We start from the raw sequence: 24,411 nt of genomic DNA, 5'->3' as shown, positions 1-24,411 counted from the left end.
TAATGTAAGACATCACTGGCGCAAGGCATTAAACGGGCCTTACGGCGCTTCAATGGTGGGATAAAGGCTATTTTCAAAATAGGCGACCAGCACCCAAATTTCACCGCTAAAAATAAACCACAAACCCAATATAATAAGGCAGAGAATAATTAAGGTGAGCAGTATTTCTGTTTTTCCCATCTAAGCGATTACCCACCTGAAGTCTGTTTCAGCCCTGGCTGGGATTCTAACGGGGCTTTCTCCACAACTCCAGCTTCATGCGGCCAGCACTTTGTTGCGACCGTCATTCTTGGCGCGGTAGAGCGCATCATCGACACGTTTGAAGAGGTCATCAATGCTTTCGCCCTGGTTGTGTCGTGCAACGCCGATGCTGACGGTGAAGCGGGGCAATCCAGGAATCGTAATGTGTGCTACCGCGGCACGAATGGTTTCCGCTATCTGCATCGCGGTTTCAAGCGGTGTTCGCGGCAGCAGGAGCACGAACTCTTCGCCACCCCAGCGGAAAACGTAGTCATCGGGACGGCTGCAGGCTTCCAACATGCGCGAAAGCGAAATGAGTACCTCGTCACCCTTAAGATGTCCGAAGAGGTCATTGATGTTTTTGAAATGATCAGTATCTACCAGCATCAGGCTAAACTGCTGCTGCGCCGGGAGGTGAGAAAGCGTGGTTTGCTCTGTGATGTTGTAAAACTGTCGGCGATTAAGCAGACCGGTCATTGAATCTCGCAGGGCTGCATGTTCCAGCTCCTGCTCGAGCAGCTTTTGTTCAGTGATATCGTGAATAATGCACAACATGAGCTTATCGCCGTAGATTTCAATCGGGCCGGCGTAGGTCTGTACGTGTCGGGTCGAACCATCCGCCAGTCGGTGGACAAAATTAAGCGGTTTATGTCCTCCTGGCAGGCTGGCAATCTCCGTCATAATAGGCAAGACGTCGCGCCCAAGCGTGTTGATTTCCCAGGTATGTTTACGGCACATTTCCTCATGGGTGTAGCCATAAAAATTAAGCGCAGCCAGGTTGGCGTCAACAATGTGACCATCACGTGCCGTATCGATTAACAACATTGGTGCGCTGTTAGTAAGAAAAAAACGCGCGTAGAATCCCTGTTTTTTTCGCTGATAGGTTGCTGAACGGCTGGCTTTAAGCCCGGAAGGCGCCTGCTGCGAAAGCCCCTCAAACACAATCACATCACCATAAGGTGCCAGATGCGTAAGCGTCAGACGGCAGCTCAGCGTACTCTCTTGATTGTCTCGCCAGACGGTGAGTATTTCGACGATGTCCAGTTCGCTTTTAAGTTCGGGAACATACATTGAGAGAGCGGTTTGCGCATTAGCGGAATAGATCCCAGTGCGCATCTCGGTCAACGTTTTATCACCCATCAGTTTAGTCGCCGCAGCATTGGCAAATATAATATTTTCTGCGACGGGTGAAATCAGCCACACCGGGTTTTTAATAACATTCAGCGCATCGAAGCAATATTGCGACATAGGGAATTCCTGTACATCGGCACGGTATACCTGACGATCACGCCGGAATTGACTCGCGTGGGCTCCTTTGAAACATACCTTACTTAATCACATCAGGCGTGGTTTTTTTGTGAAATAAAAGGGGATTCCGCCTGAATTTTACCGATTGGTATAATCTGTCTTTCAGCCGTTTTTTGCAGCAGCAGCCACGGAACCTGTTCTGCAGGTAAAGGGCGGGAGTACAGGAACCCCTGGAGATAATCACAACCCAGACTCACCAGCATTGCCCGCTGCGCTTCGGTTTCAATTCCTTCTGCAACGACATTCATATCCAGAGTCCGGGCGATGGTAATTATCGTTTCTACAAGCTTTCTACTTTTCTCATTTTCAAGCATTGAACTGACGAAACTTTTATCGATTTTCAGCTCTTTCGCCGGTAAGACGCTGAGCATGAGAAGATTCGAATAACCCGTACCAAAATCATCTATCGAAACGGTAATCCCTGCCTGGTTGAACGCGGTGAGCAATTCAATACTGCGATCGAGGTTTTTTAGCGCCGTGCTTTCCGTTACTTCAAGGATCAACCGGGAGGGGGCCAGGTTATATTTTTGCAGCGTGGACGAGATAACATGAAAGATATCCTGCTGCTCAAATTGCATCGGCGACAGGTTGAATGACAATGTCCATTGGCTGAACCCCTGTTCAGTCCAGAAACTCAGCTGTTTACAGGCCGCTTCAATCGCCCAGTTACCCACGGGAATGATCAACCCGGTTTGTTCCAGCGACGGTAAAAAGAGACTGGGCAGTAAAACACCTTGTTCCGGGTGACGCCAGCGTAGCAGCGCCTCAAACCCGTGAATGGCGCTCTCTTCTGCCAGCCAGGTTGGCTGATACCACATTTCAAACTGATCGCGTTCCAGCGCCAGGGATAGCTCCTGCAAAAAGGCAGGTTCAGCCGGAACCGTCGTGGACATCTCTGCGCGATAAATGGCCCAGCCGTTACGACCTTGCTTTTTCACGTTATGCATCGCCGCATCGGCTTTAAGCTTTAGCTCATGCAGGGTTTCACCGTGTTGAGGATAGAGGCTTACCCCTGCACTGAGCGTGATGGTTAACGTATGCCCGCAAAGGGAAAGTGGACGGCGGATATCGTCCAGCAGGGGGGAAAGCAGCGCGTTTAGCTTGTCGTCATCGCATTCTGGGACCAGCAAAATGAAAGCATCACCACCCAGGCGTGCCAGCGTCATTTCGCGTGTTAACCGTGCAGTCACGCGATGAGCCACGTTTATCAGCAGTTCATCGCCAACGTGATGACCCCAGATATCATTAATCCGCTTGAAATGGTCAATATCGAAAAATATCACTGCAAACGGCTTTTTGCTCAGCAGCGCGCTGTGCAGGCAGTCCTGCATCCGCACGTCCATCTGGTGACGATTGGCAAGTCCGGTAAGCACATCAAAACGAGCCTGCAACTCCAGCTGTCGGTTGAGTTGGCGCAAATTATCCGTCAGCCGGTTAGTCCGCCAGTGTGAATCCATCAGCGAGATAATCAACATCACACCGAGCAAACATAATGTGGTGACGGATACCCAAATTGATAATCCCAGTTCACTGATACCGCCCGGTAATGTGTTTTCCATTTCGTGGAAATGCGCGGCGTACATTCCGGTGTAATGCATGGCGCAAATGGCTGCAGCCATCACTAGCGCAGCCGCAAGGCGGTTGATGTACACGCCTTTACGCTTTTCCCGTAAATGGAAGGCTAACCACAGAGCCGCGCCGGATGCGATGACGGCAATCAGCACCGATAAGAGGACAATACGTCGATCCCAGATAATGCTGCCCTTCAGCATTAATGCGGCCATGCCGACATAGTGCATGGAAACGACACCCGCGCTGAGGATCAGCGTGGCGAGGATCAGTCGATAAGGGGAGAGCGATTTCCCGGGAACGGCGATATTAATGGCAAGCGTAGAAGCAACGACGGCAATACCCAGCGAGACGACGGTGAGCCAGAGGTGGTAGCTCATGATCATCGGCATTTTCATCGACAGCATGCCGATGAAATGCATGGACCAGATCCCGATACCTAAGGTCACGCCACCGGCCATACGCCAGAATAGCGCGGCCCTACGGGTGGCAAGGGGGATTTTACCCGCGCTGTCTAAAGCCACAAATGAGGCGATAAACGCCACCAAATAAGAAATGGCTATTAAAACAGGGTCCCACGATACGTTGAGCATTATGTCATCCCACGCAAAAGTTACGGAGTTATCAATTAATAAAGAATATAAAATATATTATGCAAATTACTTTTTTAAGTGCGACTAAACAGTATCCCGCTTTTAGTGCAATGCCTCTTAAATACGTATAAATATCTGTCGCGTGGCGTAAGAACAGAGTATCGCGTACGGGTAGCATAAACCAGTGTGGCAGCATGTCGAGCAATGCATTTCCTGTAAAACCCGCTTTTGTTCTATCTTAAGTGAAATCACGCTAATCAAACTGCGAAACAACAAACTCGCGCAGATCGTGAGGACAAAGTTATCGTGCAATGCTATAAATTTTAATGCCGATAAAAATATAAAGTCGTGGGAAAATGTATGCTAAGAAATATTAGTGTCAGAACTTTTATTGTCTATTTCCTTTTATGCCTCTTTTTGGTTAATAACGGAGTGATTGCATTGTTTGCTAATGGCGTGTCACTTTTTATTGCCGTGAATACTACACAACTCATCGCTCTGATTTTACTTTGGGCGTACATGACAAAATATCTTGTGACGCCGATCAATACTGTGAAGAAAAGTATTGAAGAAGTGACGTCGGGCAATCTTGGCGTCTCTATCCCTGAATTTGGCAATAACTGCGCAGGACGTTTGATTCCAGGGATTAATAGCTTGTCCAGTAACATCGCAACGCTGGTCAGCGAGATCAGATCCTCTTCACAAACGGCCATGACGCTTGCGGAACAACTCTCGTCCCGCAGTGCAGAGCTGTCGGTAAAGACCGAGCAGCAGTCAGCGTCATTGATCCAGACGGCGGCCAGCATGGAACAAATGGCAGCGAGTACCCGAAACAATGCAGACAATACCCGTTTAGCCAGTGAGCAAGCGAATGCCGCGACGTTACAGGCACAAAAAGGCGGACAATTAATGGGGCAGGTTGCTAACAACATGCAGTCTATAACCGACTGTGCCCTGCAAATGACGGAAATTATTTCCCTTATCGATGGTATCGCTTTCCAGACCAATATTCTGGCGCTTAACGCGGCGGTAGAGGCTGCACGTGCGGGCGATCATGGCAAAGGATTTTCCGTGGTGGCGGGTGAAGTCCGTAATCTCGCACACCGAAGCGCCGAAGCGGCGAAAAACATCAAGTCGCTGATTGACGTGACCAGCAATAACGTGACGCAGGGCGTTAACGTTGTCTCGCAAGCGGAGAGAAATATGCAGGATATCGTGGCGGGGGCGAACAACGTCAGCCGGTTAATGGACGATATTTCTGCCTCCACGTCAGAACAGGAAAAGGGGATTTCGCAGATAACGCAGGCGCTGTCTGAACTGGAACGCGTGACGCAGAGCAATGTCGCCATGGTGGAGGAGCTCAACGGATCCTCCGATGTGCTGCGTAACCAGGTGATTGAACTGCAAACCCGCACGCGTAATTTCCGGCTTGACCAGCGACATCTCGCGGATGAGCCCTCACCGCGACGTCAACGTTCCCCGATCCCCTCTCTCTGATAAAAAGCCTGGCTTGCCAGGCTTTTTCTTTGCTGCGAAAAGTACAATTCCTGAGCGCATTCAGGGCGATGCTGAACATATCTATTGCTTAAGCCTGGACGAAAGCTAGACTGACACCGTGAAGATGAAAAGCGGGAGGCGCTGTGGAGAGCATTAAAGGGTCCGAAGTTAACGTGCCTGACGCAGTTTTTGCGTGGGTGTTCGATGGCCATGGTGGTGCGAGGCCGCTGGAAGACAGCGATGATATTGATAGTGAACATCCCTGCTGGCTGCATTTGAACTACACCCATCCAGACAGTGCCCAGTGGCTGGCATCGACGCCGCTCTTACCCAATAACGTGCGTGATGCGCTAGCAGGAGAGAGCCTCAGGCCACGCGTCAGCAGAATGGGCGAGGGGACATTAATTACGCTGCGCTGCATTAATGGCAGCACGGATGAACGTCCCGACCAACTGGTTGCCATGCGTCTCTATATGGATGAGCGGATGATTGTCTCCACCCGGCAGCGTAAGGTGCTGGCGCTGGATGACGTGGTTAACGATCTAAAAGAGGGCACGGGCCCGACGGATTGTGGCAGTTGGCTGGTGGACGTCTGCGATGCCCTGACCGATCATGCCAGCGAGTTTATCGAAGAACTGCACGATAAGATTATCGACCTGGAGGACAATCTGCTCGATCAGCAGATCCCCCCACGCGGTTTTCTGGCGCTTTTGCGCAAACAGCTGATCGTCATGCGTCGCTACATGACGCCACAGCGCGATGTGTACGCGCGACTGGCCAGCGAGCGGCTGAGCTGGATGAACGATGACCAGCGTAGAAGAATGCAGGACATTGCTGACAGGCTTGGGCGAGGACTGGACGAGATTGACTCCTGTATTGCCCGAACGGCGGTGATGGCGGACGAAATTGCCCAGGTGATGCAGGAGTCACTCTCGAGACGAACTTATACGATGTCGCTCATGGCGATGGTCTTTTTGCCCAGCACTTTTCTGACGGGGCTGTTTGGCGTCAATCTTGGCGGAATACCCGGCGGAGAGTACCACTACGGGTTTACGGCCTTTTGCGTCATGTTAGTGGTTTTGATTGGCGGTGTTGCATGGTGGTTGCATCGCAGTAAATGGTTGTAAATTTACACTTTTTCGGTCGGTAGATTGCTTCAAAACGACATTTTAATTGAGCGAAGTCAATAAACATCGACCCCGCAAGGTGCAATATTACTCCCGCAGGTGAATGCAACGTCAAGCGATGGGCGTTGCGCTCCATATTGTCTTACTTCCTTTTTTTGAATTACTGCATAGCACAATTGATTCGTACGACGCCGACTTAATAGTCGGCTTTTTTTTGCCTGCCGTTCCCCAGCGACTACCCTAAAAGGGTCAACAAAAAAACCTGGAGGAAGAGATGAGCATGCTACTCGCACTGCAATTCATGAATACACGCCAGTCCGATCCGGTACCTACCGATCCAACGCCGATGCCCGATCCTATCCCGCGTCCTCAGCCTATGCCGGACCCGCCGCCTGATGAAGAACCGATTAAAATGTCGCATCCAACCCTGATATCTGCGAGGATACGCGCCATCTGACTGCGAAGATGACCACGAGAGAATACTGTGACCGCTTTTTCTACCCTGAACGTTCTGCCTGCTGCCCAACTCGATAACCTTAACGAGTTGGGATACCTCACTATGACCCCTGTACAGGCGGCTGCGCTGCCGGCCATCCTGGAAGGCCGTGACGTACGCGTGCAGGCAAAAACCGGCAGTGGGAAAACGGCTGCATTTGGTCTCGGGCTGTTGCAGCATATTGATGCGGCGTTATTCCAGACGCAGTCGCTGATTCTGTGTCCGACCCGCGAGCTGGCGGACCAGGTCGCCGGAGAGTTGCGCCGTCTGGCTCGTTTTCTGCCGAACACCAAAATTTTAACCCTCTGTGGCGGGCAACCTTTTGGCGCACAGCGTGATTCGCTGCAGCATGCGCCGCACATTATTGTTGCCACGCCGGGACGCCTGCTCGATCACCTGCAAAAGGGGACGGTTTCGCTTGATGCTCTGCAGACGCTGGTGATGGATGAAGCCGATCGTATGCTCGACATGGGTTTTAGCGATGCTATTGATGAGGTGATCCGCTTTGCGCCGCAGGATCGTCAGACGCTGTTGTTCTCCGCGACCTGGCCTGAAGGTATCGCGGCAATCAGTGGTCGTGTGCAGAAGAATCCGTTGACCATTGAAATTGATAGCGTTGATGCTCTGCCCGCCATCGAACAGCAGTTCTTTGAAACGTCGCAGCACGGCAAAATCTCGCTGCTGCAAAAGCTGCTGAGCCAGCATCAGCCTGCTTCCTGCGTGGTGTTTTGCAACACTAAAAAGGATTGTCAGTCGGTCTGCGATGCCCTGAATGCCGCGGGTCAAAGCGCACTGTCGCTGCATGGGGATTTGGAGCAGCGCGACCGCGATCAGACGCTGGTGCGTTTTGCTAACGGCAGTGCGCGCGTTTTGGTCGCGACCGACGTTGCCGCCCGCGGTCTGGACATTAAATCGCTCGAGCTGGTGGTTAACTTTGAACTGGCCTGGGATCCCGAGGTACACGTCCATCGTATTGGTCGTACCGCGCGCGCGGGCAACAGCGGTCTCGCCATCAGCTTCTGCGCGCCGGAAGAGGCGCAGCGCGCCAATATCCTTTCTGAAATGCTGCAGATTAAACTGAACTGGGTGAACGCCCCGGGCAATATCAGCATTGTCCCGCTGGAGGCTGAAATGGCGACGCTGTGTATCGACGGCGGCAAAAAAGCCAAGATGCGTCCGGGTGATGTGTTAGGGGCGCTGACCGGAGATATCGGTCTGGACGGGGCGGATATCGGAAAAATTGCGGTTCATCCGGCGCACGTTTACGTGGCGGTTCGCCAGTCGGTGGCGCATAAAGCCTGGAAGCAGCTGCAAAACGGTAAAATTAAAGGCAAAGCCTGCCGCGTTCGTCTGCTGAAGTAACGGAAAAAAGCGTCTCAGATATCTCTCTGAGACGCTTCGTTTTATTTCACTTCCAGCACATTCAGACGCAGTTCTTCTAATTGACTGTCATCTTCTTCCGGCTGCCAGCCCGCAGGCTGCATTGGGATTTCTTCCCGGTCAAACGCCAGATCGCCACCGTTAACCACTTCTGATTCGTGGTTTATGCCTTTGAAGTCGAATAACGCTACATCCGCGAGATGGGAAGGGACGACGTTCTGCATCGCGCTGAACATGGTTTCGATCCGACCCGGATAACGTTTGTCCCAGTCGCGCAGCATGTCACCAATCACCTGACGCTGCAGGTTCGGCTGCGAGCCGCACAGGTTACATGGAATGATCGGGAAACCTTTAGCCTGAGAAAAACGCTCAATATCTTTTTCACGGCAGTAGGCGAGGGGGCGGATCACAATGTGCTTGCCGTCATCGCTCATTAGCTTAGGCGGCATGCCTTTCATCTTGCCGCCGTAGAACATGTTCAGGAACAGCGTTTGCAGGATATCGTCGCGGTGATGTCCGAGCGCAATTTTGGTCGCGCCCAGCTCCGTTGCGGTACGGTAGAGGATCCCGCGGCGTAAGCGAGAGCACAGCGAGCAGGTCGTTTTCCCTTCCGGGATCTTCTCTTTAACAATGCCGTAGGTGTTTTCTTCGACGATTTTGTACTCAACGCCCAGATTCTCCAGATACTCTGGCAGAATGTGCTCAGGGAACCCCGGCTGTTTCTGGTCGAGATTCACCGCCACCAGGGAAAAATTCACCGGTGCGCTTTGCTGAAGATTACGCAGGATCTCCAGCATGGTGTAGCTGTCTTTACCCCCTGACAGACAAACCATGATGCGGTCGCCTTCTTCAATCATGTTGAAGTCCGCAATGGCTTCGCCCACGTTACGGCGCAAACGCTTTTGCAGCTTGTTCAGGTTGTATTGTTCTTTTTTGTTAATATCTTGATTTTGTTGCATTTATTACTACCTTCGGAGCCAGCAGGGTCGAAAGACGGGTTAGCGCTGGCAGATAAAAGCCAGCAGGCAAAAGTATGCCGCGTATGTTACGGATTCCGGCGGCGAATACCAGCATGTTTTAGAGCGGTGTTGGATTGATAAAGAGTAGTAGGCTTCCCGGGATGGCAACAGAGAGGGCAAGACCGATTCCTGTGATCATGGAAAAAAAGAGAGTGCTTTATAGTAGGACAGAAACATTAAAAGCACCCGGTATTATCTGGTCAAAACTGCTGATTAAATAATGAACTGTTTAAACTTCTCTTTATTATCGACTAAATAAGCCGGGAACTCAGGTTTTTTAAGATCCTGCTTGACTAATTTTCTGTCTCGACCCCAGATATCCTCTGCATTCGTAATCACTTTCATAATGTGTTCAGGATTATTGAATTCTGGCGTATCGTGTTCAGTATGAGAGATCGTAGACATCTTCCTGGAGATGCGTTCAGGCGACATAACCCATGAGAAGTGCCAACCCGCATTTTTTACAATCTTGTTTCTATATTTGAATGTCAGTCTTGACAAAAAGTCTTTATAAATTTCAGTGGACTTAACATTTCTAAAATCAAATGCCTTTCCGCCAAAACGGTATCTAAGATTGCGTAACGTCGTCGCGCGCGGAAGTGTGCACAAGCGCGGAGAGCCATCTTTATTAAAGACTTGCAGGTTAAATTGATAGTTGAAAAAATTCATGTGGAACGTCGTACATAATTTCTTCGGGTTAATTTGCTTAATGGCTTCAGGAGTGAAGATCTCATCGACATCGGAGATGATAATAATATCGTCGTCCTTAGCATCACGAAGTCCGCGCATTGTTGCGTTTCTGGTCGCTGCTTCGTTAGCCCAGGCATCATATTCCCCTTCGACGCCATTTTTCAGCTTAGGAAGTGAATCGTAAACAACGTAAATGATTTTATCTTTAAATTCAGGGAATTTGTCGATATTAAAATTGAGAGGCTTCGGAATTCCAGTAAATGAGTGAGTTGATTCTACAATCACAAACTTATCAATGACTTCGTTTAAGGTATTGAGGCGAAGTTCAAGCAGCATATCTTCATCGTAGTATAAAAAACAATCATAAATCATTTTGGAATTCCTTTATCTTTTCGCCAGGTTGGTGCATTTATCCAGCATTTTTCACGTTCTTCTTTGCGTAATGCTACCTTAGAGGACTACAAAACTAAACAGATGGAGATAACTCGTCTCTCAGGATATGCGCATTTTACAAAAATCGTTAAGAAAATCAATTTGATGGTGCGGATTGGAATGTTGGCACAAATTGACATAGCGTCAACCTGAAACATTCACGTTATCTCGTATACTGCGGCATCTGAATACGCTCAACATTCCCGTGGTCACTGCTATGACGCTCAATCGTTTTTGTTATCTGCTTCTGTTTTCCGCTGCGACTGGTAGCTTTTTTACGTCGAATCCTCTTGTCATGTGGTTCGTGCTCATCAATGTGCTGACGATGGCGATATATGGCGCGGATAAAATGGCGGCGCGAAAGGGCATGCGCAGAGTTCCGGAAGCCACTTTGCTGGCGTTTGGGGTGACAGGCGGTTGGCCTGGCGCCATTCTGGGTCAACAACTTTTTCGCCATAAAACGCAAAAGCAGCCCTTTAAAACCTACTTTATGCTAAGTGTCATCCTGAGCATCGTAGCAATGGCGGCGGTTTATCACTTCTCTGCGTTATGAGCATCGGTTGGCGTAACAAACACTCTTTTTACTGTATTCCTGCTACGCTTTTCTGTTGGACACGGGAGCGCGAACATGAAGAACAAAGAAGAACAAACAGGATTGGTTGGGTTGGCGATTGGGGCTGCCGTTATTGGGCTGGTTTCAGCGCAGAAGCCGATCAGCCGTGAAAGTATCGTTGACGAACTGGTCAGACTCGGCAGACAGAAGGGCGATGGCGTTGAAGATGAGGTGTTCGTCAAAGCCGCTGAGCTGGTCAGAAAAGGCCTATAGCGATGTTTTGAGCCCGCAGAAAGCTGCGGGCTCGTAGGATCAGAACTGGTAAACCAGGCCTAATGCAACAACATCGTCAGTGCTGATGCCGTTATTCTTGTAGAAGCTGTCGTCTTCGTCCAGCAGGTTGATTTTATAATCAACATAGGTGGACATGTTTTTGTTGAAATAGTAGGTGGCACCTACGTCAGCATATTTAACCAGGTCCTGATCGCCCTGACCGTTGCCCAGATCTTTACCTTTGGACTGCAGGTAAGAAATCGCCGGACGCAGACCAAAGTCGAACTGATATTGCGCGGTGACTTCAAAGTTCTGAGTTTTGTTAGCCACATTACCTTCGTTATCACCGTATGGTGTCATATTGCGGGTTTCGGAATACATTGCCGCCAGGTAGATATTGTTGGCATCATATTTCAGGCCAGCAGTCCATGCATCTGCTTTATCGCCGCCCGCGGTTGTACCTGTAACCTGATCGTTGGTACGGTCAGAAGAGGCGTAAGCCGCGCCTGCACTGAAGCCCATGCCGAAATCATAGGTGGTAGAGATACCGAAACCGTCGCCGTTCTCATGACGCGTATCACGACCGTTGTTGGTCCCTTCCTGATTGTTATTGCCGGATTCGTTTTTGCCCTGGTATTGCAGCGCAAAGTTCAGACCCTGCACCAGACCGTAAAAGTCGGTATTACGGTAGGTTGCCACGCCGTTTGCACGGCCGGTCATAAAGTTATCGGCGTAGGTGTATGAGTCGCCACCGAATTCTGGCAGCATATCTGTCCAGCCTTCCACGTCGTACAGCACACCGTAGTTACGGCCATAATCAAATGAACCGTAATCACCCACTTTCACACCCGCGAAAGCCAGACGCGTCCAGGACTGGTTATCAGACCCTTCGGTGTTGTTAGCCTGAACGTTGTATTCCCACTGCGCGTAGCCGGTCATCAGGTTGTTGATTTGGGTTTCGCCTTTGAAGCCCAGACGCATATAGGTTTGATCGCCATCTTTTGACGCATCGTCAGAGAAGTAGTGGAGACCATCTACTTTTCCGTACAGATCTAATTTGTTGCCGTCTTTATTATAAATTTCTGCTGCATGTGCTGCGCCTGCCATTAACAGAGCAGGAATCATGAGGGCCAGTACTTTTCTTTGCATAGTGATATTCCTTTGCAATCATTTTTATTTAATTACCAGATGAACTTTCCATACAGGAAAGATGTCTCATGCTAAATCAGTCCCAATGCGGAGTCGTAATTATATTTGTTACGTTTTAAGTAAATTCTCAACCAAATAATACTGTTGAAATCTTGATTGATTTCATGAATGTATTAACCGGAAGCATACAAAACTAAAATTATTAATTGCGCGGGAGAAAAGGTAAGATCGCCGTTGTTATATGCCTTTAAGATTTCTTCATCCATAATTGATGTGAATATTATTTAGTTATCTAAATAGTTTTCTGTGATTATCTGGATTAGCCTGGTGTGAATACATCGGGCTTTTTTTATGACAAAAAAAAGCCCGGACAAGCCGGGCGGGTAGAGTTATTCGCTGGTCGATTTATCCGCTTTCCCGGCCATCTGTGCCAGGAAGTCATAGCGTTTTTGCAGATCCGCGGCGGCATCTTTCCAGAGCTGTTCTGCCACTTCAGGCTGTTGCGCGTTGAGGCGGCGGAAGCGCTGCTCCTGCATAAGCGTCTCGGCAAGGGCATCAGATGGCGGACGTGAGTCCAGCGCCAGCGGCAGTTTGCCTTCATCCGCACGGCGTGGGTCGAACCGGTACAGCGGCCAGAAGCCGGTTGCTGTGAGCTGACGCATCTGATCGTGGCTGAGAGCCAGATCATAGCCGTGCTCCTCGCAAGGGCTGTAGGCAATAATCAGCGATGGGCCTGGGTAGGCTTCCGCTTCCTGAATCGCTTTCACGGTCTGATTAAGCTGCGCGCCCAGTGAAATTTGCGCGACATAAACGTGGCCGTACATCATCATGCTGACGCCGAGATCTTTACGCGCTTTGCGTTTGCCGTGCTCACCAAATTTGGTAACAGCGCCTAACGGTGTCGCTTTAGACGCCTGACCGCCGGTGTTGGAATAACACTGCGTATCCAGCACCAGAATATTAACGTTTTCAGTCAGACTCAGAACATGGTCAAGCCCGCCGAAGCCAATGTCGTAGGCCCAGCCGTCGCCGCCGATCAGCCAGATAGATTTCTCAACCAGCGCATCAGCATCCGTCAACAATTGTTCCGCACCCTCAACGCCCTGCAGCGCGTTGCGCAGTTCAGCCACCTGCTCGCGCCGCACATCCGGCGTGGCTTCCGAGTGAAGTGCATCATTCAGTTCTGCAGGGATTTTATCGGCAAACTGCTCCAGCAGACGCATCACGCGCGCGCGGTGCTGGTCGACGGTCAGACGGAAGCCAAGACCAAACTCGGCGTTATCTTCAAACAGCGAGTTCGCCCATGCCGGGCCGCGACCGTTAGCGTCGGTAGTGTACGGCGTGGAAGGGAGGTTACCACCGTAAATAGACGAACAGCCGGTGGCGTTAGCGATCAGCATTCGGTCGCCGTAAAGCTGCGTAAGCAGTTTGATATACGGTGTTTCTCCGCAGCCAGAGCAGGCACCCGAGTATTCGAACAGCGGAGTAATCAGCTGTGAAGTGCGAATATCAATACGTTCCAGCTTGCTGCGATCGATTTCAGGCAGGTTCAGGAAGAAGTCGTAATTCACTTTCTCTTCTTCAACATGTTCCAGGCGCGACATCATATTGATGGCCTTAATGTCCGGGTTTTGACGATCTTTCGCCGGGCACACTTCGACGCACAGGTTACAGCCGGTACAGTCTTCAGGAGCGACCTGCAGAACGTATTTCTGTCCGCGCATGTCGCGGGATTTCACATCCAGCGAGTGCAGGCTGGCCGGCGCGGTTTCCATCTCTTCAGGTGAAACTACCTTGGCACGGATGGCCGAGTGCGGGCAGGCCGCCACGCAGTGGTTGCACTGCGTACACAGCTCTTCTTTCCAGATCGGGATCGCCTCGGCGATGTTACGTTTTTCCCAACGGGTGGTGCCCATTGGCCAGGTGCCGTCTGGCGGCAGCGCCGAGACGGGCAGGGCATCGCCCAGACCGGCCAGCATTGCCGCCGTTACGGTTTTCACGAAATCCGGCGCCGCGTCGGACACCACCGGAGGGCGGTTCGGGCTGGCTGCATTCACCTGCTGCAGCGGTACTTCAAACAGCGATTCGCGCGCCAGCGCCAGCGCCTGCCAGTTGCGCTCGACGAGCTCCTGGCCTTTGCTGCTGTAGCTTTTGGCTATCGCACCCTGCAGCTCCATCAGCGCACTGTCGCCCGGCAGGATGTTGGTCAGATGGAAGAAGGCCATCTGCATCACGGTGTTGATACGTGCCGCCAGGCCACATTCGCGGGCAATTTTGGCGGCGTTAATCACAAAGAGGCGGGCTTTTTTCTGGTTCAGCACCGCCTGCACTTCCTGCGGCAGCCGCGCCCAGACTTCATCAACGCTGTACGGAGTGTTAATCAGGAAAATACCGCCAGGTTTCAGGCGCTCCGCCATTTGGTATTTGTCGATAAACTGCAGCTGGTGGCAGCCTACAAAATCTGCCTGAGAAATAAGGTAAGCCGAGCGAATAGGGTGTTCGCTGACGCGCAGGTGGGAAACGGTCAGCCCGCCCGCTTTTTTGGAGTCATAGACGAAATAGCCCTGGGCATACCACGGTGTCGAATTGCCGATGATTTTGATGTTGTTTTTGGTTGCTGAGACGCTACCGTCGCTGCCCAGACCATAGAACAGCGCCTCGAGTTTGGCGGTCGAGGGCAGGGTGTTTTCCGGCAACGACAGGGACAGGTTAGTCACATCATCATAAATGCCGACCGTAAAGCGCGGTTTTGGCTTCGCTGCATTCAGCTCGTTAAAGACTGCCAGCACGCAGTCCGGGCCAAACTCTTTGGATGACAAGCCATAGCGCCCGCCAATAACGCGCGGCAGCATTTCGCGTTCGCCGCTATTAAACGCTTCCGCCAGGGCCGTCATCACGTCCAGATAGAGCGGTTCCGCGTGCGCACCCGGTTCTTTGGTTCGGTCAAGAACGGCAACGGATCGCGCGCTTTCCGGAAGCGCTGAGAGCAAATGTTTAGCTGAGAAAGGACGATAAAGCCGCACTTTCAGCACGCCGACCTTTTCGCCGCGCGTCAGCAGTTCATCCACCACTTCTTCACAGGTGCCGATGGCAGAGCCCATCAGCACGATCACGCGTTCCGCCTGCGGATGGCCATAATATTCGAACGGTTTGTACTCCCGTCCGGTGGCGGTGGCGAACGCATTCATCGCCTGTTCAACATGGTCGTAAACCGCGTCGTACCACGGGTTAGTCGCTTCTCGAGACTGGAAATAGGTATCCGGGTTTGCAGAGGTTCCGCGAATCACAGGATGTTCCGGATTGAGGGCTCGAGCACGGTGCGCATCGATCTCAGCCTGTGGCAGAAGATTGAGGATCGTATCGTCAGCCAGCGGAACGATTTTGTTGATTTCGTGAGATGTGCGGAACCCATCAAAGAAATGAATAAACGGCACGCGGCTTTTCAGCGTCGCGATATGTGAAATCAGCGCGAAGTCCTGTGCCTCCTGGACGCTGCTGGCGCACAGCATGGCGCAGCCCGTCTGACGGACCGCCATCACGTCTGAGTGATCGCCAAAGATGGAGAGGGCGTGAGTCGCGACCGTACGTGCGGCAACATGCAGCACAAATGGCGTCAACTGTCCGGCTAATTTGTATAACGTCGGGATCATCAGCAGCAATCCCTGAGAGGAGGTAAACGACGTGGACAAGGCGCCTGTCTGAAGCGCACCGTGCACCGCGGCAATCGCGCCCGCTTCGGACTGCATTTCAACCACGCGTGGGACATCCCCCCAGACGTTTGTTACCCCGTTTCCGGCCCAGGCATCCGCCTGTTCAGCCATCGTGGAACTTGGCGTAATCGGGTAGATGGCGATAACTTCACTGGTACGGAACGCAACTGACGCGACTGCACCATTACCGTCAATAGTTTGCATAAGACGACACCCTTACATTGCGCAAAAAGAGGGGCCTGTATAACGGCAACAAGCCCTGATAATTATCCTTTTATTTTAGCAAAGCTCAGGTTTTGCGATTTTCGCTTTTGTGTCCTCGATATTCCCGGCATCAATGAGTAGATCAAACTTTTGCCGGAAAAATTGCGAGAAATTGTTTCCGGAGCGCATAAATACGCACATCCACTCTCGACGATGCGGCGCCGCGTGCCTATTATGCATAGGTTTGTCATTATTCATGGGGGAGAGAACATGCGTTCAGCGTTTTGGGTAGGGTGTGCCGCGTTATTGTTGTCGGCATGTAGTAGTGAACCTGTTCAGCAGGCAACGGCGGCGCACGTCACGCCAGGTATGAGAGCCGCGATGTCAAGCTCCGGCCAGGCCAACTGCGCGATGATTGGGGGTTCGTTATCGGTTGCTCGCCAGCTCGATGGGTCTGCGATTGGTATGTGCGCGTTGCCAAATGGCAAGCGCTGCAGTGAACAGTCGCTTGCCGTGGGATCTTGCGGTAACTACTGATTACTCAACGCGTTTAAACATCAGCGTTTTTTCGGCTGTCGCCAGCGTTAACTGGTCTTCAGTCAGGTCGACCTGTGCGCCCTTGCGCAGCATGTCGCCGATGGCCTGATCCAGTTCGTTAAGCTGTGGGTCAGTGCACAGTTTCCGGGTCATCGCCAGACTTTTGACGGTGAGCGCGCCTTCGGACAATTTCCCCTGTCCGTTATAACTGTTACACATCACGCCTGAGACAGTGATGTTTTTAATCAGGCTGATATCTGACAGTGCGCTAAAGCTTATTTCAGGCTGCGTTGCCGTTTTGGTGATGGCTTTACCATCGACATTTTCCAGCACAAAACGGTGGTTTTGAAGCTGCTCCGGCTGAACGGACGCTTTACCCGGGTTAACGCAGCCCGCCAGGGCCAGGCTCAGAAAAGTTACTGCAACGAGCTTTTTCATTTTTCTTCTCTAAATATCAATGCTGTGAATCTATTCCAAGTGTAACCATACGCCCGCGCGAGTTAATGGGGTTTATCTGAAAGTGCGAGAAGAGACCGGGCAACAGCGCGGTGCCCGGCACAAGGTGTTAGTGAGATTTGAATCCCGCCGCCGCCATCAGCATACGGAAGAACATACTTACGGCGGCCAGCGCCAGGACGCTACCGCCCCAGATGATGGCCAGCCACATCAGACGTTTCCAGACAGGTTGTTGCATCAGTGATAACCCTCCCCATGCTGTACTTTTCCGCGAAATACGTAGTAGCTCCAGAAGGTGTAGACCAGAATGATGGGAATGATCAACAGTGCGCCCACTAACATAAAGCCCTGACTCTGCGGTGGTGCAGCAGCCTGCCATAAGGTAATAGACGGCGGGATGATGTGCGGCCAGATGCTGATCCCAAGACCGCTGAATCCGAGGAAAATCAACCCCAGCGTCAGCACAAACGGCAGATTATGACTATCAGGATCCTTCAGGCTTCGCCACTGCCACAGGCTCAGGATCGCCACCAGCACCGGGACGGGCAGCAGATAAAACAGATTCGGCAGCGTAAACCAGCGCGCGGCGATAGCCGGTTGCGCCAAAGGCGTCCAGATACTGATTGCCGCAATGAATAGCAGAAGGACGATTAACAGCGTTTTTGAAACCTCACGCATCCGCTGTTGCAGGGCATTTTCGCTTTTCATTACCAGCCATGTAGAGCCTAACAGGGCATAGGCTATGACCAGACCTGCGCCACAGAACAGGTTAAAGGTAGTGAACCAGTCAAAGGGGCCGCCGCTGTACGCGCGTCCGGTAACGGAGAATCCGTTAATCACAGCGCCGACCGTCACGCCCTGGGTGAACGTTGCCAGAATCGAGCCACCAATAAAGGCTTTATCCCAGAACGGACGGTGTGCCGGTGTGGCTTTGAAGCGAAACTCAAACGCTACGCCCCGGAAAATAAGTCCGATCAGCATTAATGTCAGCGGAATGGTCAGCGCGTCGATGATGACCGCGTAAGCCAACGGGAAGGCACCAAACAAGGCCGCGCCGCCAAGCACCAGCCATGTTTCGTTCCCGTCCCACACCGGCGCAACACTGTTGACCATCACATCGCGATCGTCGCCGTTCTGCGTCGCGGGGAACAGGATGCCAATTCCCAAATCAAATCCATCCATCACGATGTACATTAACGTGGCGAATACGATGATCACAAACCAGATAAGGGAGAGATCGATTCCCATTATGGCTTCTCCTTACGTTCAGTAATAACGGCGGAAAGGGGACGAGCAGGTCGACCATCAGCTTCAGTGGCAAATGACTCATGAGGCTGAGGGCCTTTTTTGATCAGGCGTACCATATAGCTATAACCCACGCCAAACACCGAGGTATAAACCACGAAGAAGGCCAGCAGGCTGACGCTCATATGCAGATCGCCGTGCGCGGAAACCGCATCTTTCGTGCGCTGCAGTCCATAGACCATCCACGGCTGGCGGCCCACTTCCGTGGTAACCCATCCGGCAAGGATGGCAATCAATCCGGATGGTCCCATAAGCAGGGCAAACCACAGGAAGGGACGAGAGGTATACAGCCGTTTTTTGTAGCGCAGCCAGACCGCAGCAACCCCCAGCAGTAACATCAGCATGCCCAGGCCTGCCATAATGCGGAACGACCAGAAGACGATGGTGGAGTTAGGCCGGTCTTCTTTCGGAAACTCCTTGAGCGCGGGAACCTGTTTTTCCAGACTGTGGGTTAGGATCAGACTGCCCAGCGCCGGGATCTCCAGCCCAAAACGGGTGCGCTCCTGTTCCATGTCCGGCCAGCCGAACAGCAGCAGCGGCGTCGGTTCACCCGGCGGGTTTTCCCAGTGGCCTTCAATGGCGGCAATTTTGGCGGGCTGGTACTTTAAGGTGTTCAGCCCGTGCATATCACCCACCATCGCCTGAATGGGGGCCACAATCAGGGTCATCCATAGCGCCATAGAGAACATGGCGCGAATGGCAGGCGTCCTGTTACCGCGCAGCAGGTGCCAGGCGGCAGAAGCACCAACAAACAGCGCGCTACTGAGAAAGGCGGCTATCGACATATGCAGCAGGCGGTACGGGAAAGAGGGGTTAAATACCACGGCAAACCAGTCTACCGGTACGACCTGACCGTTGACGATCTCATAGCCTTGCGGGGTCTGCATCCAGCTGTTGGAGGAGAGGATCCAGAAGGTCGATATAATCGTCCCCAGCGCCACCATACAGGTCGCAAAGAAGTGCAGACCCGGACCGACTTTGTTCCAGCCAAACAGCATCACGCCAAGGAAACCGGCCTCAAGGAAGAAGGCGGTGAGCACTTCATAGGTCAGCAGCGGGCCGGTAATACTGCCCGCAAACTGCGAAAATCCACTCCAGTTAGTGCCAAACTGGTAGGCCATGACCAGCCCGGAGACCACACCCATACCAAAGTTAACGGCGAAGATCTTCGACCAGAAATGGTACAGCGAGCGCCAGACAGGATTTTTTGTTTTGAGCCACAGCCCTTCGAGTACAGCAAGATAGCTTGCCAGGCCGATGGTGATGGCCGGGAAAATAATGTGAAAGGATACGGTAAAGGCAAACTGTATCCGCGCAAGGTGAAAAGCATCTAAACCAAACATGCACAGCCTCAATGTCAAACGGTGTGCTGTTATGGTATAGGGGGGTAAAGTCGACTATCAGAGGCAGAAAAGTAAAATTTATGCATAACAGTTCGTAAACTGTCGTCATTTAACTCATCTGATATAGGTCGGTAATTAAGAATAAGAAAATTCTTTTTATGAATTTTACGCATTAAACCGCTTGCGTTGTCGTCTGCGTCGTGCGTTAATGGTCTTCTGGTTTTGAGTCCAAATAAATATCTGACGTAGTTTTATAAAGCAGTTCTCATCACGTTGTGCCTCTCCGCAGCCTCTCTTGGGTCTTTATCTACTTTCCGATTAGTTTTGTTTAAAACCATTATTGCCTGATCGGCTCATGAGTAATTTACGTTTTTACGTTTACAGGAGAATCCTATGACTTCTTATATCCATTTTCGCTGCCCATGCTGTCATGGCTCGCAGTACCGTACTTCAGTTTTTGATGTGTCTGAGAAAAATCCTCACGGCGCGAAATGCATTTTTTGCAAATCGTCGATGGTTACACTCGATCACCTGGCCGCAGCACGTTCTGCCCAGAGCCATATCACTGAGTACCGCAAGTAATTAACAACGCTTTCCATAACAGTTAGCAAAATCTTCTCTTTTTCTCCTGCTGATATACACTGTCGGCAATAAGGAGAATCTGATGAAAAAATACCAGCGTCTGGCGCAACAAATTATCTCGCAGATTGAGCTTGGCGTATGGCTGCCGGGCGATAAGCTGCCTTCGCTGCGAGAGCAGGTGGCGAGCAGCGGCATGAGTTTCATGACCGTGGGCCACGCGTATCAGATGCTGGAAAGCCAGGGGCGCATTGTCGCCAGACCGCAATCGGGCTATTACGTTGCCTCGCGCCCGACTGCGCAACAGCCTGCTCCTCCGGCTCAGGTGATGCGCGATGAAGTGGTCGACATCAACACCTATATCTTCGACGTGCTGCAGGCCAGCCGCGATCCCTCCGTCGTGCCGTTTGCTTCCGCATTTCCCGATCCGCGCCTCTTTCCGCTTCAGCAGCTTAACCGCTCGCTGGCGAACGTCAGTAAAACCGCCACCGCGATGAGCGTGATTGAAAACCTGCCGCCGGGCAACGTCGATCTACGCCACGCCATTGCCCGCCGCTACGCGCAGCAGGGGATGAACATCTCACCTGAAGAGATTGTCATTACCGCAGGCGCGCTTGAGGCGCTGAACCTTAGCCTGCAGGCCGTCACCGAACCCGGTGACTGGGTGATCGTTGAAAATCCCTGTTTTTATGGTGCTCTCCAGGCGCTTGAACGCCTGAAGCTGAAGGCCCTGTCGATAGCGACCGACGTGCGCGAGGGGATTGACCTGAATGCCCTTGAACAGGCCCTGAATGATTATCCGGTAAAAGCCTGCTGGCTAATGACCAACAGTCAAAACCCGCTTGGCTTCACGCTGAGTGCGGAGAAAAAGGCTTTGCTGGTGGCGCTGCTAACGAAGCATAACGTCACCCTGATTGAGGACGACGTCTACAGCGAACTCTATTTTGGCCGTGAAAAACCGCTTCCGGCCAAGGCCTGGGACAGGCAGGACATGACGCTGCACTGCTCCTCATTTTCAAAATGTCTGGTGGCCGGTTTTCGCATCGGATGGGTGGCGGCGGGAAAGCATGCGCGACGCATTCAGCAGCTGCAGCTCATGAGCACCTTATCAACCAGCTCACCCATGCAGCTGGCGCTTGTGGATTATCTGGCGACCAAACGGTATGACGCCCATCTTCGCCGCCTGCGACGCACGCTGGCCGAGCGCAAACAGCAGGGGTGGCAGTCGCTTTTGCGCCATATGCCTGCTGGCGTCAAAATCCATCACAACGACAGTGGCTATTTTTTATGGCTGGAGCTTCCGGCGCAGCTGGATGCCGGGCTGCTGAGCGAGAAAGCGTTAGTCCACCACATCAGCATTGCGCCAGGTAAGATGTTTTCAACGTCAGACAGCTGGACGCCGTTTTTCCGGTTTAATACCTCCTGGGCGTGGGGAGAACGGGAAGAACAGGCTGTTATTCAGTTGGGAAAATTAATTAGCGAGATGCTGGAATAAATCGCGTAGTCGGCTTTTAAATAATCCTTCCTTATCTTTATGACGGCGCTGCGAATATCCCTCAGCGCCGCATCATAGGAAATCTGCATACTCCCTTCCTCTGCTAACTCCTTGTCTATAATCCAGTTAACGGGGAATGCGCCCTCGGTCACACCTTGATGAAATTTCCTTTAGCCGAAAGGTGCGGCGCATTTGCGCGGTCTACGTTTAATTAAGGAGATATTTTTACGGCAAGGCTGCCGCTAAATTTCATTGCGACTGGAGTAAATCTAATGAGCAAAATTTTTGCCCGCAGCAGCCTGTATGCGCTTGGCATGACAATCATGACCGCGCAAGCCGCCGAACCGCCGAAGGCCATCGGCAACGGGGAAGGACGACTGGATATTATTGCCTGGCCGGGGTACATCGAACGCGGTCAGACGGATAAAAATTATGACTGGGTGACCCAGTTTGAAAAAGAGACCGGGTGTACCGTCAACGTCAAAACGGCGGCCACATCCGATGAGATGGTCAGCCTGATGGCGAAAGGAGGATATGATCTGGTCACGGCCTCCGGTGACGCTTCGCTGCGCCTGATCATGGGGAAACGCGTTCAGCCGATAAACCCTGATTTGATCCCCAACTGGAAAACCCTCGACGCACGGATTGTGAAAGGGGAATGGTTTAACGTCGACGGCAAAGTTTACGGCACGCCCTATCAATGGGGGCCAAACCTGCTGATGTACAACACCAAAACCTTCCCGACGCCGCCGGACAGCTGGAGCGTGGTATTCACCAAACAGAATTTGCCTGACGGTAAAACCAACCAGGGACGTGTGCAGGCGTACGACGGCCCGATTTATATCGCCGATGCCGCGTTGTTCGTCAAAGCCACTCAACCGCAGTTAGGTATTAAAGACCCGTACCAGCTCACCGAAGAACAGTACGCCGCCGTGCTCAAGGTGCTGCGCGATCAGCACGCGCTTATCCACCGCTACTGGCATGACACCACCGTTCAGATGAGCGACTTCAAAAATGAAGGCGTGGTGGCCTCCAGCGCCTGGCCGTATCAGGCGAATGCCCTGAAGGCAGAGAACCAGCCCATTGCCACCGTCTTCCCGAAAGAAGGGGTGACCGGCTGGGCGGACACCACCATGCTGCACGCGCAGGCAAAACACCCAATGTGCGCCTACAAATGGATGAACTGGTCGCTGACGCCAAAAGTGCAGGGCGATCTGGCGGCCTGGTTTGGCTCGCTGCCGGTGGTCGCAGAAGGCTGTAAGGCCAGCACGCTGCTGGGGGATAAAGGCTGCGAAACCAACGGTTATAACGAGTTCGAAAAAATCATGTTCTGGAAAACGCCGATCGCGGAAGGCGGGAAATTTGTCCCTTACAGCCGCTGGACGCAGGATTACATTGCCATCATGGGCGGTCGTTGAACGTCCGGGAGCAGAACATGACGTACGCAGTAGAGTTTAATGACGTCTCCCGTCTGTACGGCGACGTACGAGCGGTGGATGGGGTGACTATTGGCATTCGTGACGGGGAGTTTTTCTCCATGCTGGGGCCTTCGGGCTCCGGCAAAACGACCTGCCTGCGCCTGATTGCCGGTTTTGAACAGTTGAGCGGCGGCGCGATAAAAATCTTCGGCAAAGAAGCCAGCGAATTGCCTCCCTGGGAGCGCGACGTCAACACCGTATTTCAGGACTACGCGCTGTTTCCGCACATGTCGATCCTCGACAACGTGGCGTACGGGCTGATGGTTAAAGGTGTCGACAAGAAAAAACGCTACGCGCTGGCCGGTCAGGCGCTGGAGAAGGTCGGTCTGAGTTTTGCCGTCGCGCGTAAGCCTTCACAGCTCTCCGGCGGCCAGCGTCAGCGCGTGGCGATTGCCCGCGCGCTGGTGAACGAACCCCGCGTGCTGCTGCTGGACGAACCGCTGGGCGCGCTCGATCTTAAACTGCGCGAACAAATGCAGTTCGAGCTGAAAAAGCTTCAGCAGGAGCTGGGCATTACCTTTATTTTCGTCACCCACGATCAAGGAGAAGCCCTGTCCATGTCGGATCGGGTGGCCGTCTTCAACAACGGGCGTATCGAGCAGGTTGATACCCCGCGCGAACTTTACATGCGTCCTCGCACGCCGTTTGTCGCCAGTTTTGTTGGCACCTCTAACGTTTTTGATATTGCATTGGCCCGTCAGGTCTGTGGGATGGAGGGGATGTATTCGCTGCGCCCGGAACATATTCGTCTCAATGAGGGCGGTGACGTTCAGGTGCAGGGCGTGGTACAGGCGGTACAGTATCAGGGCGCGGCCACGCGCTTCGAGCTGCGTCTGGCTGACGGTGCGAAACTGCTGGTCAGCCAGGCGAACCTTACCGGAGGGGCGCTCCAGGCGGGGATTGCACCCGGACAGCAGGTGCTGGCCTCGTGGTCACGCGAGGCCATGGTGTTGCTTCATGAGGAGAGGTGAAATGGAC

Annotated in this window: 22 protein-coding genes and 1 pseudogene; 11 read left to right on the top strand and 12 right to left on the bottom strand. The window is 52.3% G+C overall.

Annotated features, from left to right (window positions below):
- Window positions 1-39: 39 nt before the first annotated feature.
- The 3 genes from ACTJJA_RS07610 to ACTJJA_RS07600 form a co-directional block, all read right to left on the bottom strand.
- The gene (locus tag ACTJJA_RS07610) at window positions 40-180 is read right to left on the bottom strand and encodes an Ecr family regulatory small membrane protein (protein WP_010431575.1); all 141 of its coding nucleotides are present in this window, start codon (window positions 178-180) and stop codon (window positions 40-42) included.
- Window positions 181-255: 75 nt separating this feature from the next.
- On the bottom strand, window positions 256-1,488 hold the full coding sequence (locus ACTJJA_RS07605; protein ID WP_440667197.1) for a diguanylate cyclase domain-containing protein: 1,233 nt from the start codon (window positions 1,486-1,488) through the stop codon (window positions 256-258).
- Between the two features lie 92 nt (window positions 1,489-1,580).
- Window positions 1,581-3,710, bottom strand: a complete 2,130-nt coding sequence (locus tag ACTJJA_RS07600) for a putative bifunctional diguanylate cyclase/phosphodiesterase (RefSeq protein ID WP_440667195.1) — start codon at window positions 3,708-3,710, stop codon at window positions 1,581-1,583.
- Between the two features lie 519 nt (window positions 3,711-4,229).
- Here ACTJJA_RS07600 and ACTJJA_RS07595 point away from each other — a divergent pair.
- The 4 genes from ACTJJA_RS07595 (at window position 4,230) to dbpA (ending at window position 8,192) form a co-directional block, all read left to right on the top strand.
- Entirely contained in the window at window positions 4,230-5,207 is a 978-nt protein-coding gene (locus ACTJJA_RS07595) for a methyl-accepting chemotaxis protein (RefSeq protein WP_440667193.1), read from the top strand.
- Window positions 5,208-5,350: 143 nt separating this feature from the next.
- Window positions 5,351-6,334 (top strand): zinc transporter ZntB, encoded by a 984-nt coding sequence (gene zntB, locus ACTJJA_RS07590; RefSeq protein WP_440667191.1) that lies wholly within the window; start codon window positions 5,351-5,353, stop codon window positions 6,332-6,334.
- Window positions 6,335-6,635: 301 nt separating this feature from the next.
- Window positions 6,636-6,791 carry a proline-rich small protein YnaL gene (gene ynaL, locus ACTJJA_RS07585; RefSeq protein ID WP_269475491.1) on the top strand — a complete coding sequence of 52 codons (156 nt, stop codon included), beginning with the start codon at window positions 6,636-6,638 and terminating at the stop codon, window positions 6,789-6,791.
- A gap of 27 nt (window positions 6,792-6,818) precedes the next feature.
- Window positions 6,819-8,192 (top strand): ATP-dependent RNA helicase DbpA, encoded by a 1,374-nt coding sequence (dbpA, locus tag ACTJJA_RS07580; RefSeq protein ID WP_440667189.1) that lies wholly within the window; start codon window positions 6,819-6,821, stop codon window positions 8,190-8,192.
- A 41-nt stretch (window positions 8,193-8,233) separates the two neighbouring features.
- Here the strand turns inward: dbpA and ttcA are convergent, their stop codons facing one another.
- The 3 genes and pseudogenes from ttcA to ACTJJA_RS07565 form a co-directional block, all read right to left on the bottom strand.
- Complete coding sequence (gene ttcA, locus ACTJJA_RS07575) at window positions 8,234-9,169, bottom strand: tRNA 2-thiocytidine(32) synthetase TtcA (protein ID WP_440667187.1); 936 nt, start codon at window positions 9,167-9,169, stop codon at window positions 8,234-8,236.
- A gap of 29 nt (window positions 9,170-9,198) precedes the next feature.
- Window positions 9,199-9,300, bottom strand: a pseudogene (locus tag ACTJJA_RS07570) (site-specific integrase); the annotation flags it as partial.
- A gap of 142 nt (window positions 9,301-9,442) precedes the next feature.
- On the bottom strand, window positions 9,443-10,291 hold the full coding sequence (locus ACTJJA_RS07565; protein WP_440667185.1) for a benzoate transporter: 849 nt from the start codon (window positions 10,289-10,291) through the stop codon (window positions 9,443-9,445).
- Between the two features lie 277 nt (window positions 10,292-10,568).
- On the opposite strand from ACTJJA_RS07565, the gene ACTJJA_RS07560 reads away from it, so the two are divergent.
- Both ACTJJA_RS07560 and ACTJJA_RS07555 read left to right on the top strand, forming a co-directional pair.
- A complete protein-coding gene (locus tag ACTJJA_RS07560; RefSeq protein WP_212474009.1) occupies window positions 10,569-10,904 on the top strand; it encodes a DUF1294 domain-containing protein in 336 nt (111 codons plus the stop codon).
- 75 nt (window positions 10,905-10,979) lie between these two features.
- Window positions 10,980-11,177, top strand: coding sequence for a hypothetical protein (locus ACTJJA_RS07555; protein ID WP_042713506.1), 198 nt, complete (start codon window positions 10,980-10,982; stop codon window positions 11,175-11,177).
- A 39-nt stretch (window positions 11,178-11,216) separates the two neighbouring features.
- Here ACTJJA_RS07555 and ompC read toward each other — a convergent pair whose 3' ends face one another.
- The gene (gene ompC, locus ACTJJA_RS07550; RefSeq protein WP_440667182.1) at window positions 11,217-12,326 is read right to left on the bottom strand and encodes a porin OmpC; all 1,110 of its coding nucleotides are present in this window, start codon (window positions 12,324-12,326) and stop codon (window positions 11,217-11,219) included.
- Between the two features lie 389 nt (window positions 12,327-12,715).
- Entirely contained in the window at window positions 12,716-16,240 is a 3,525-nt protein-coding gene (gene nifJ / locus ACTJJA_RS07545) for a pyruvate:ferredoxin (flavodoxin) oxidoreductase (RefSeq protein WP_440667181.1), read from the bottom strand.
- A 270-nt stretch (window positions 16,241-16,510) separates the two neighbouring features.
- Between nifJ and ACTJJA_RS07540 the strand changes: the two genes are divergently transcribed.
- Window positions 16,511-16,777: a putative hemolysin gene (locus ACTJJA_RS07540; RefSeq protein WP_010431552.1), complete on the top strand. Its 267-nt coding sequence runs from the start codon at window positions 16,511-16,513 to the stop codon at window positions 16,775-16,777.
- On the opposite strand, the gene hslJ is transcribed toward ACTJJA_RS07540, so the two are convergent.
- The 4 genes from hslJ to ACTJJA_RS07520 all read right to left on the bottom strand — a co-directional run bounded on the left by hslJ (window position 16,778) and on the right by ACTJJA_RS07520 (window position 19,881).
- Window positions 16,778-17,215: a heat shock protein HslJ gene (gene hslJ, locus ACTJJA_RS07535; RefSeq protein WP_440667179.1), complete on the bottom strand. Its 438-nt coding sequence runs from the start codon at window positions 17,213-17,215 to the stop codon at window positions 16,778-16,780.
- Window positions 17,216-17,342: 127 nt separating this feature from the next.
- Window positions 17,343-17,471 (bottom strand): DUF2474 domain-containing protein, encoded by a 129-nt coding sequence (locus tag ACTJJA_RS07530; RefSeq protein ID WP_042713512.1) that lies wholly within the window; start codon window positions 17,469-17,471, stop codon window positions 17,343-17,345.
- Window positions 17,471-18,481, bottom strand: a complete 1,011-nt coding sequence (gene cydB, locus ACTJJA_RS07525) for a cytochrome d ubiquinol oxidase subunit II (RefSeq protein WP_440667177.1) — start codon at window positions 18,479-18,481, stop codon at window positions 17,471-17,473. The genes ACTJJA_RS07530 and cydB overlap by 1 nt, the downstream gene beginning before the upstream one ends.
- On the bottom strand, window positions 18,481-19,881 hold the full coding sequence (locus tag ACTJJA_RS07520; protein WP_440667175.1) for a cytochrome ubiquinol oxidase subunit I: 1,401 nt from the start codon (window positions 19,879-19,881) through the stop codon (window positions 18,481-18,483). The genes cydB and ACTJJA_RS07520 overlap by 1 nt, the downstream gene beginning before the upstream one ends.
- Before the next feature lie 393 nt (window positions 19,882-20,274).
- Here ACTJJA_RS07520 and ymcF point away from each other — a divergent pair, with 393 nt between their 5' ends.
- The 4 genes from ymcF (at window position 20,275) to ACTJJA_RS07500 (ending at window position 24,404) form a co-directional block, all read left to right on the top strand.
- Window positions 20,275-20,463, top strand: a complete 189-nt coding sequence (gene ymcF / locus ACTJJA_RS07515; RefSeq protein ID WP_052302284.1) for a cold shock small protein YmcF — start codon at window positions 20,275-20,277, stop codon at window positions 20,461-20,463.
- Window positions 20,464-20,545: 82 nt separating this feature from the next.
- Window positions 20,546-21,955 carry an aminotransferase-like domain-containing protein gene (locus ACTJJA_RS07510; RefSeq protein ID WP_010431538.1) on the top strand — a complete coding sequence of 470 codons (1,410 nt, stop codon included), beginning with the start codon at window positions 20,546-20,548 and terminating at the stop codon, window positions 21,953-21,955.
- Window positions 21,956-22,227: 272 nt separating this feature from the next.
- On the top strand, window positions 22,228-23,373 hold the full coding sequence (gene ydcS / locus ACTJJA_RS07505) for a putative ABC transporter substrate-binding protein YdcS (protein WP_431138585.1): 1,146 nt from the start codon (window positions 22,228-22,230) through the stop codon (window positions 23,371-23,373).
- Between the two features lie 17 nt (window positions 23,374-23,390).
- Window positions 23,391-24,404: an ABC transporter ATP-binding protein gene (locus ACTJJA_RS07500; RefSeq protein ID WP_440667172.1), complete on the top strand. Its 1,014-nt coding sequence runs from the start codon at window positions 23,391-23,393 to the stop codon at window positions 24,402-24,404.
- Window positions 24,405-24,411 lie beyond the last annotated feature (7 nt).

The sequence above is a fragment of the Enterobacter sp. 22452 genome (assembly GCF_052045065.1).
Classification (GTDB): Bacteria; Pseudomonadota; Gammaproteobacteria; order Enterobacterales; family Enterobacteriaceae; genus Enterobacter; species Enterobacter mori.
Note: the sequence above shows the minus strand (reverse complement) of the source record. Positions and strands in the feature narration are given on the sequence as shown.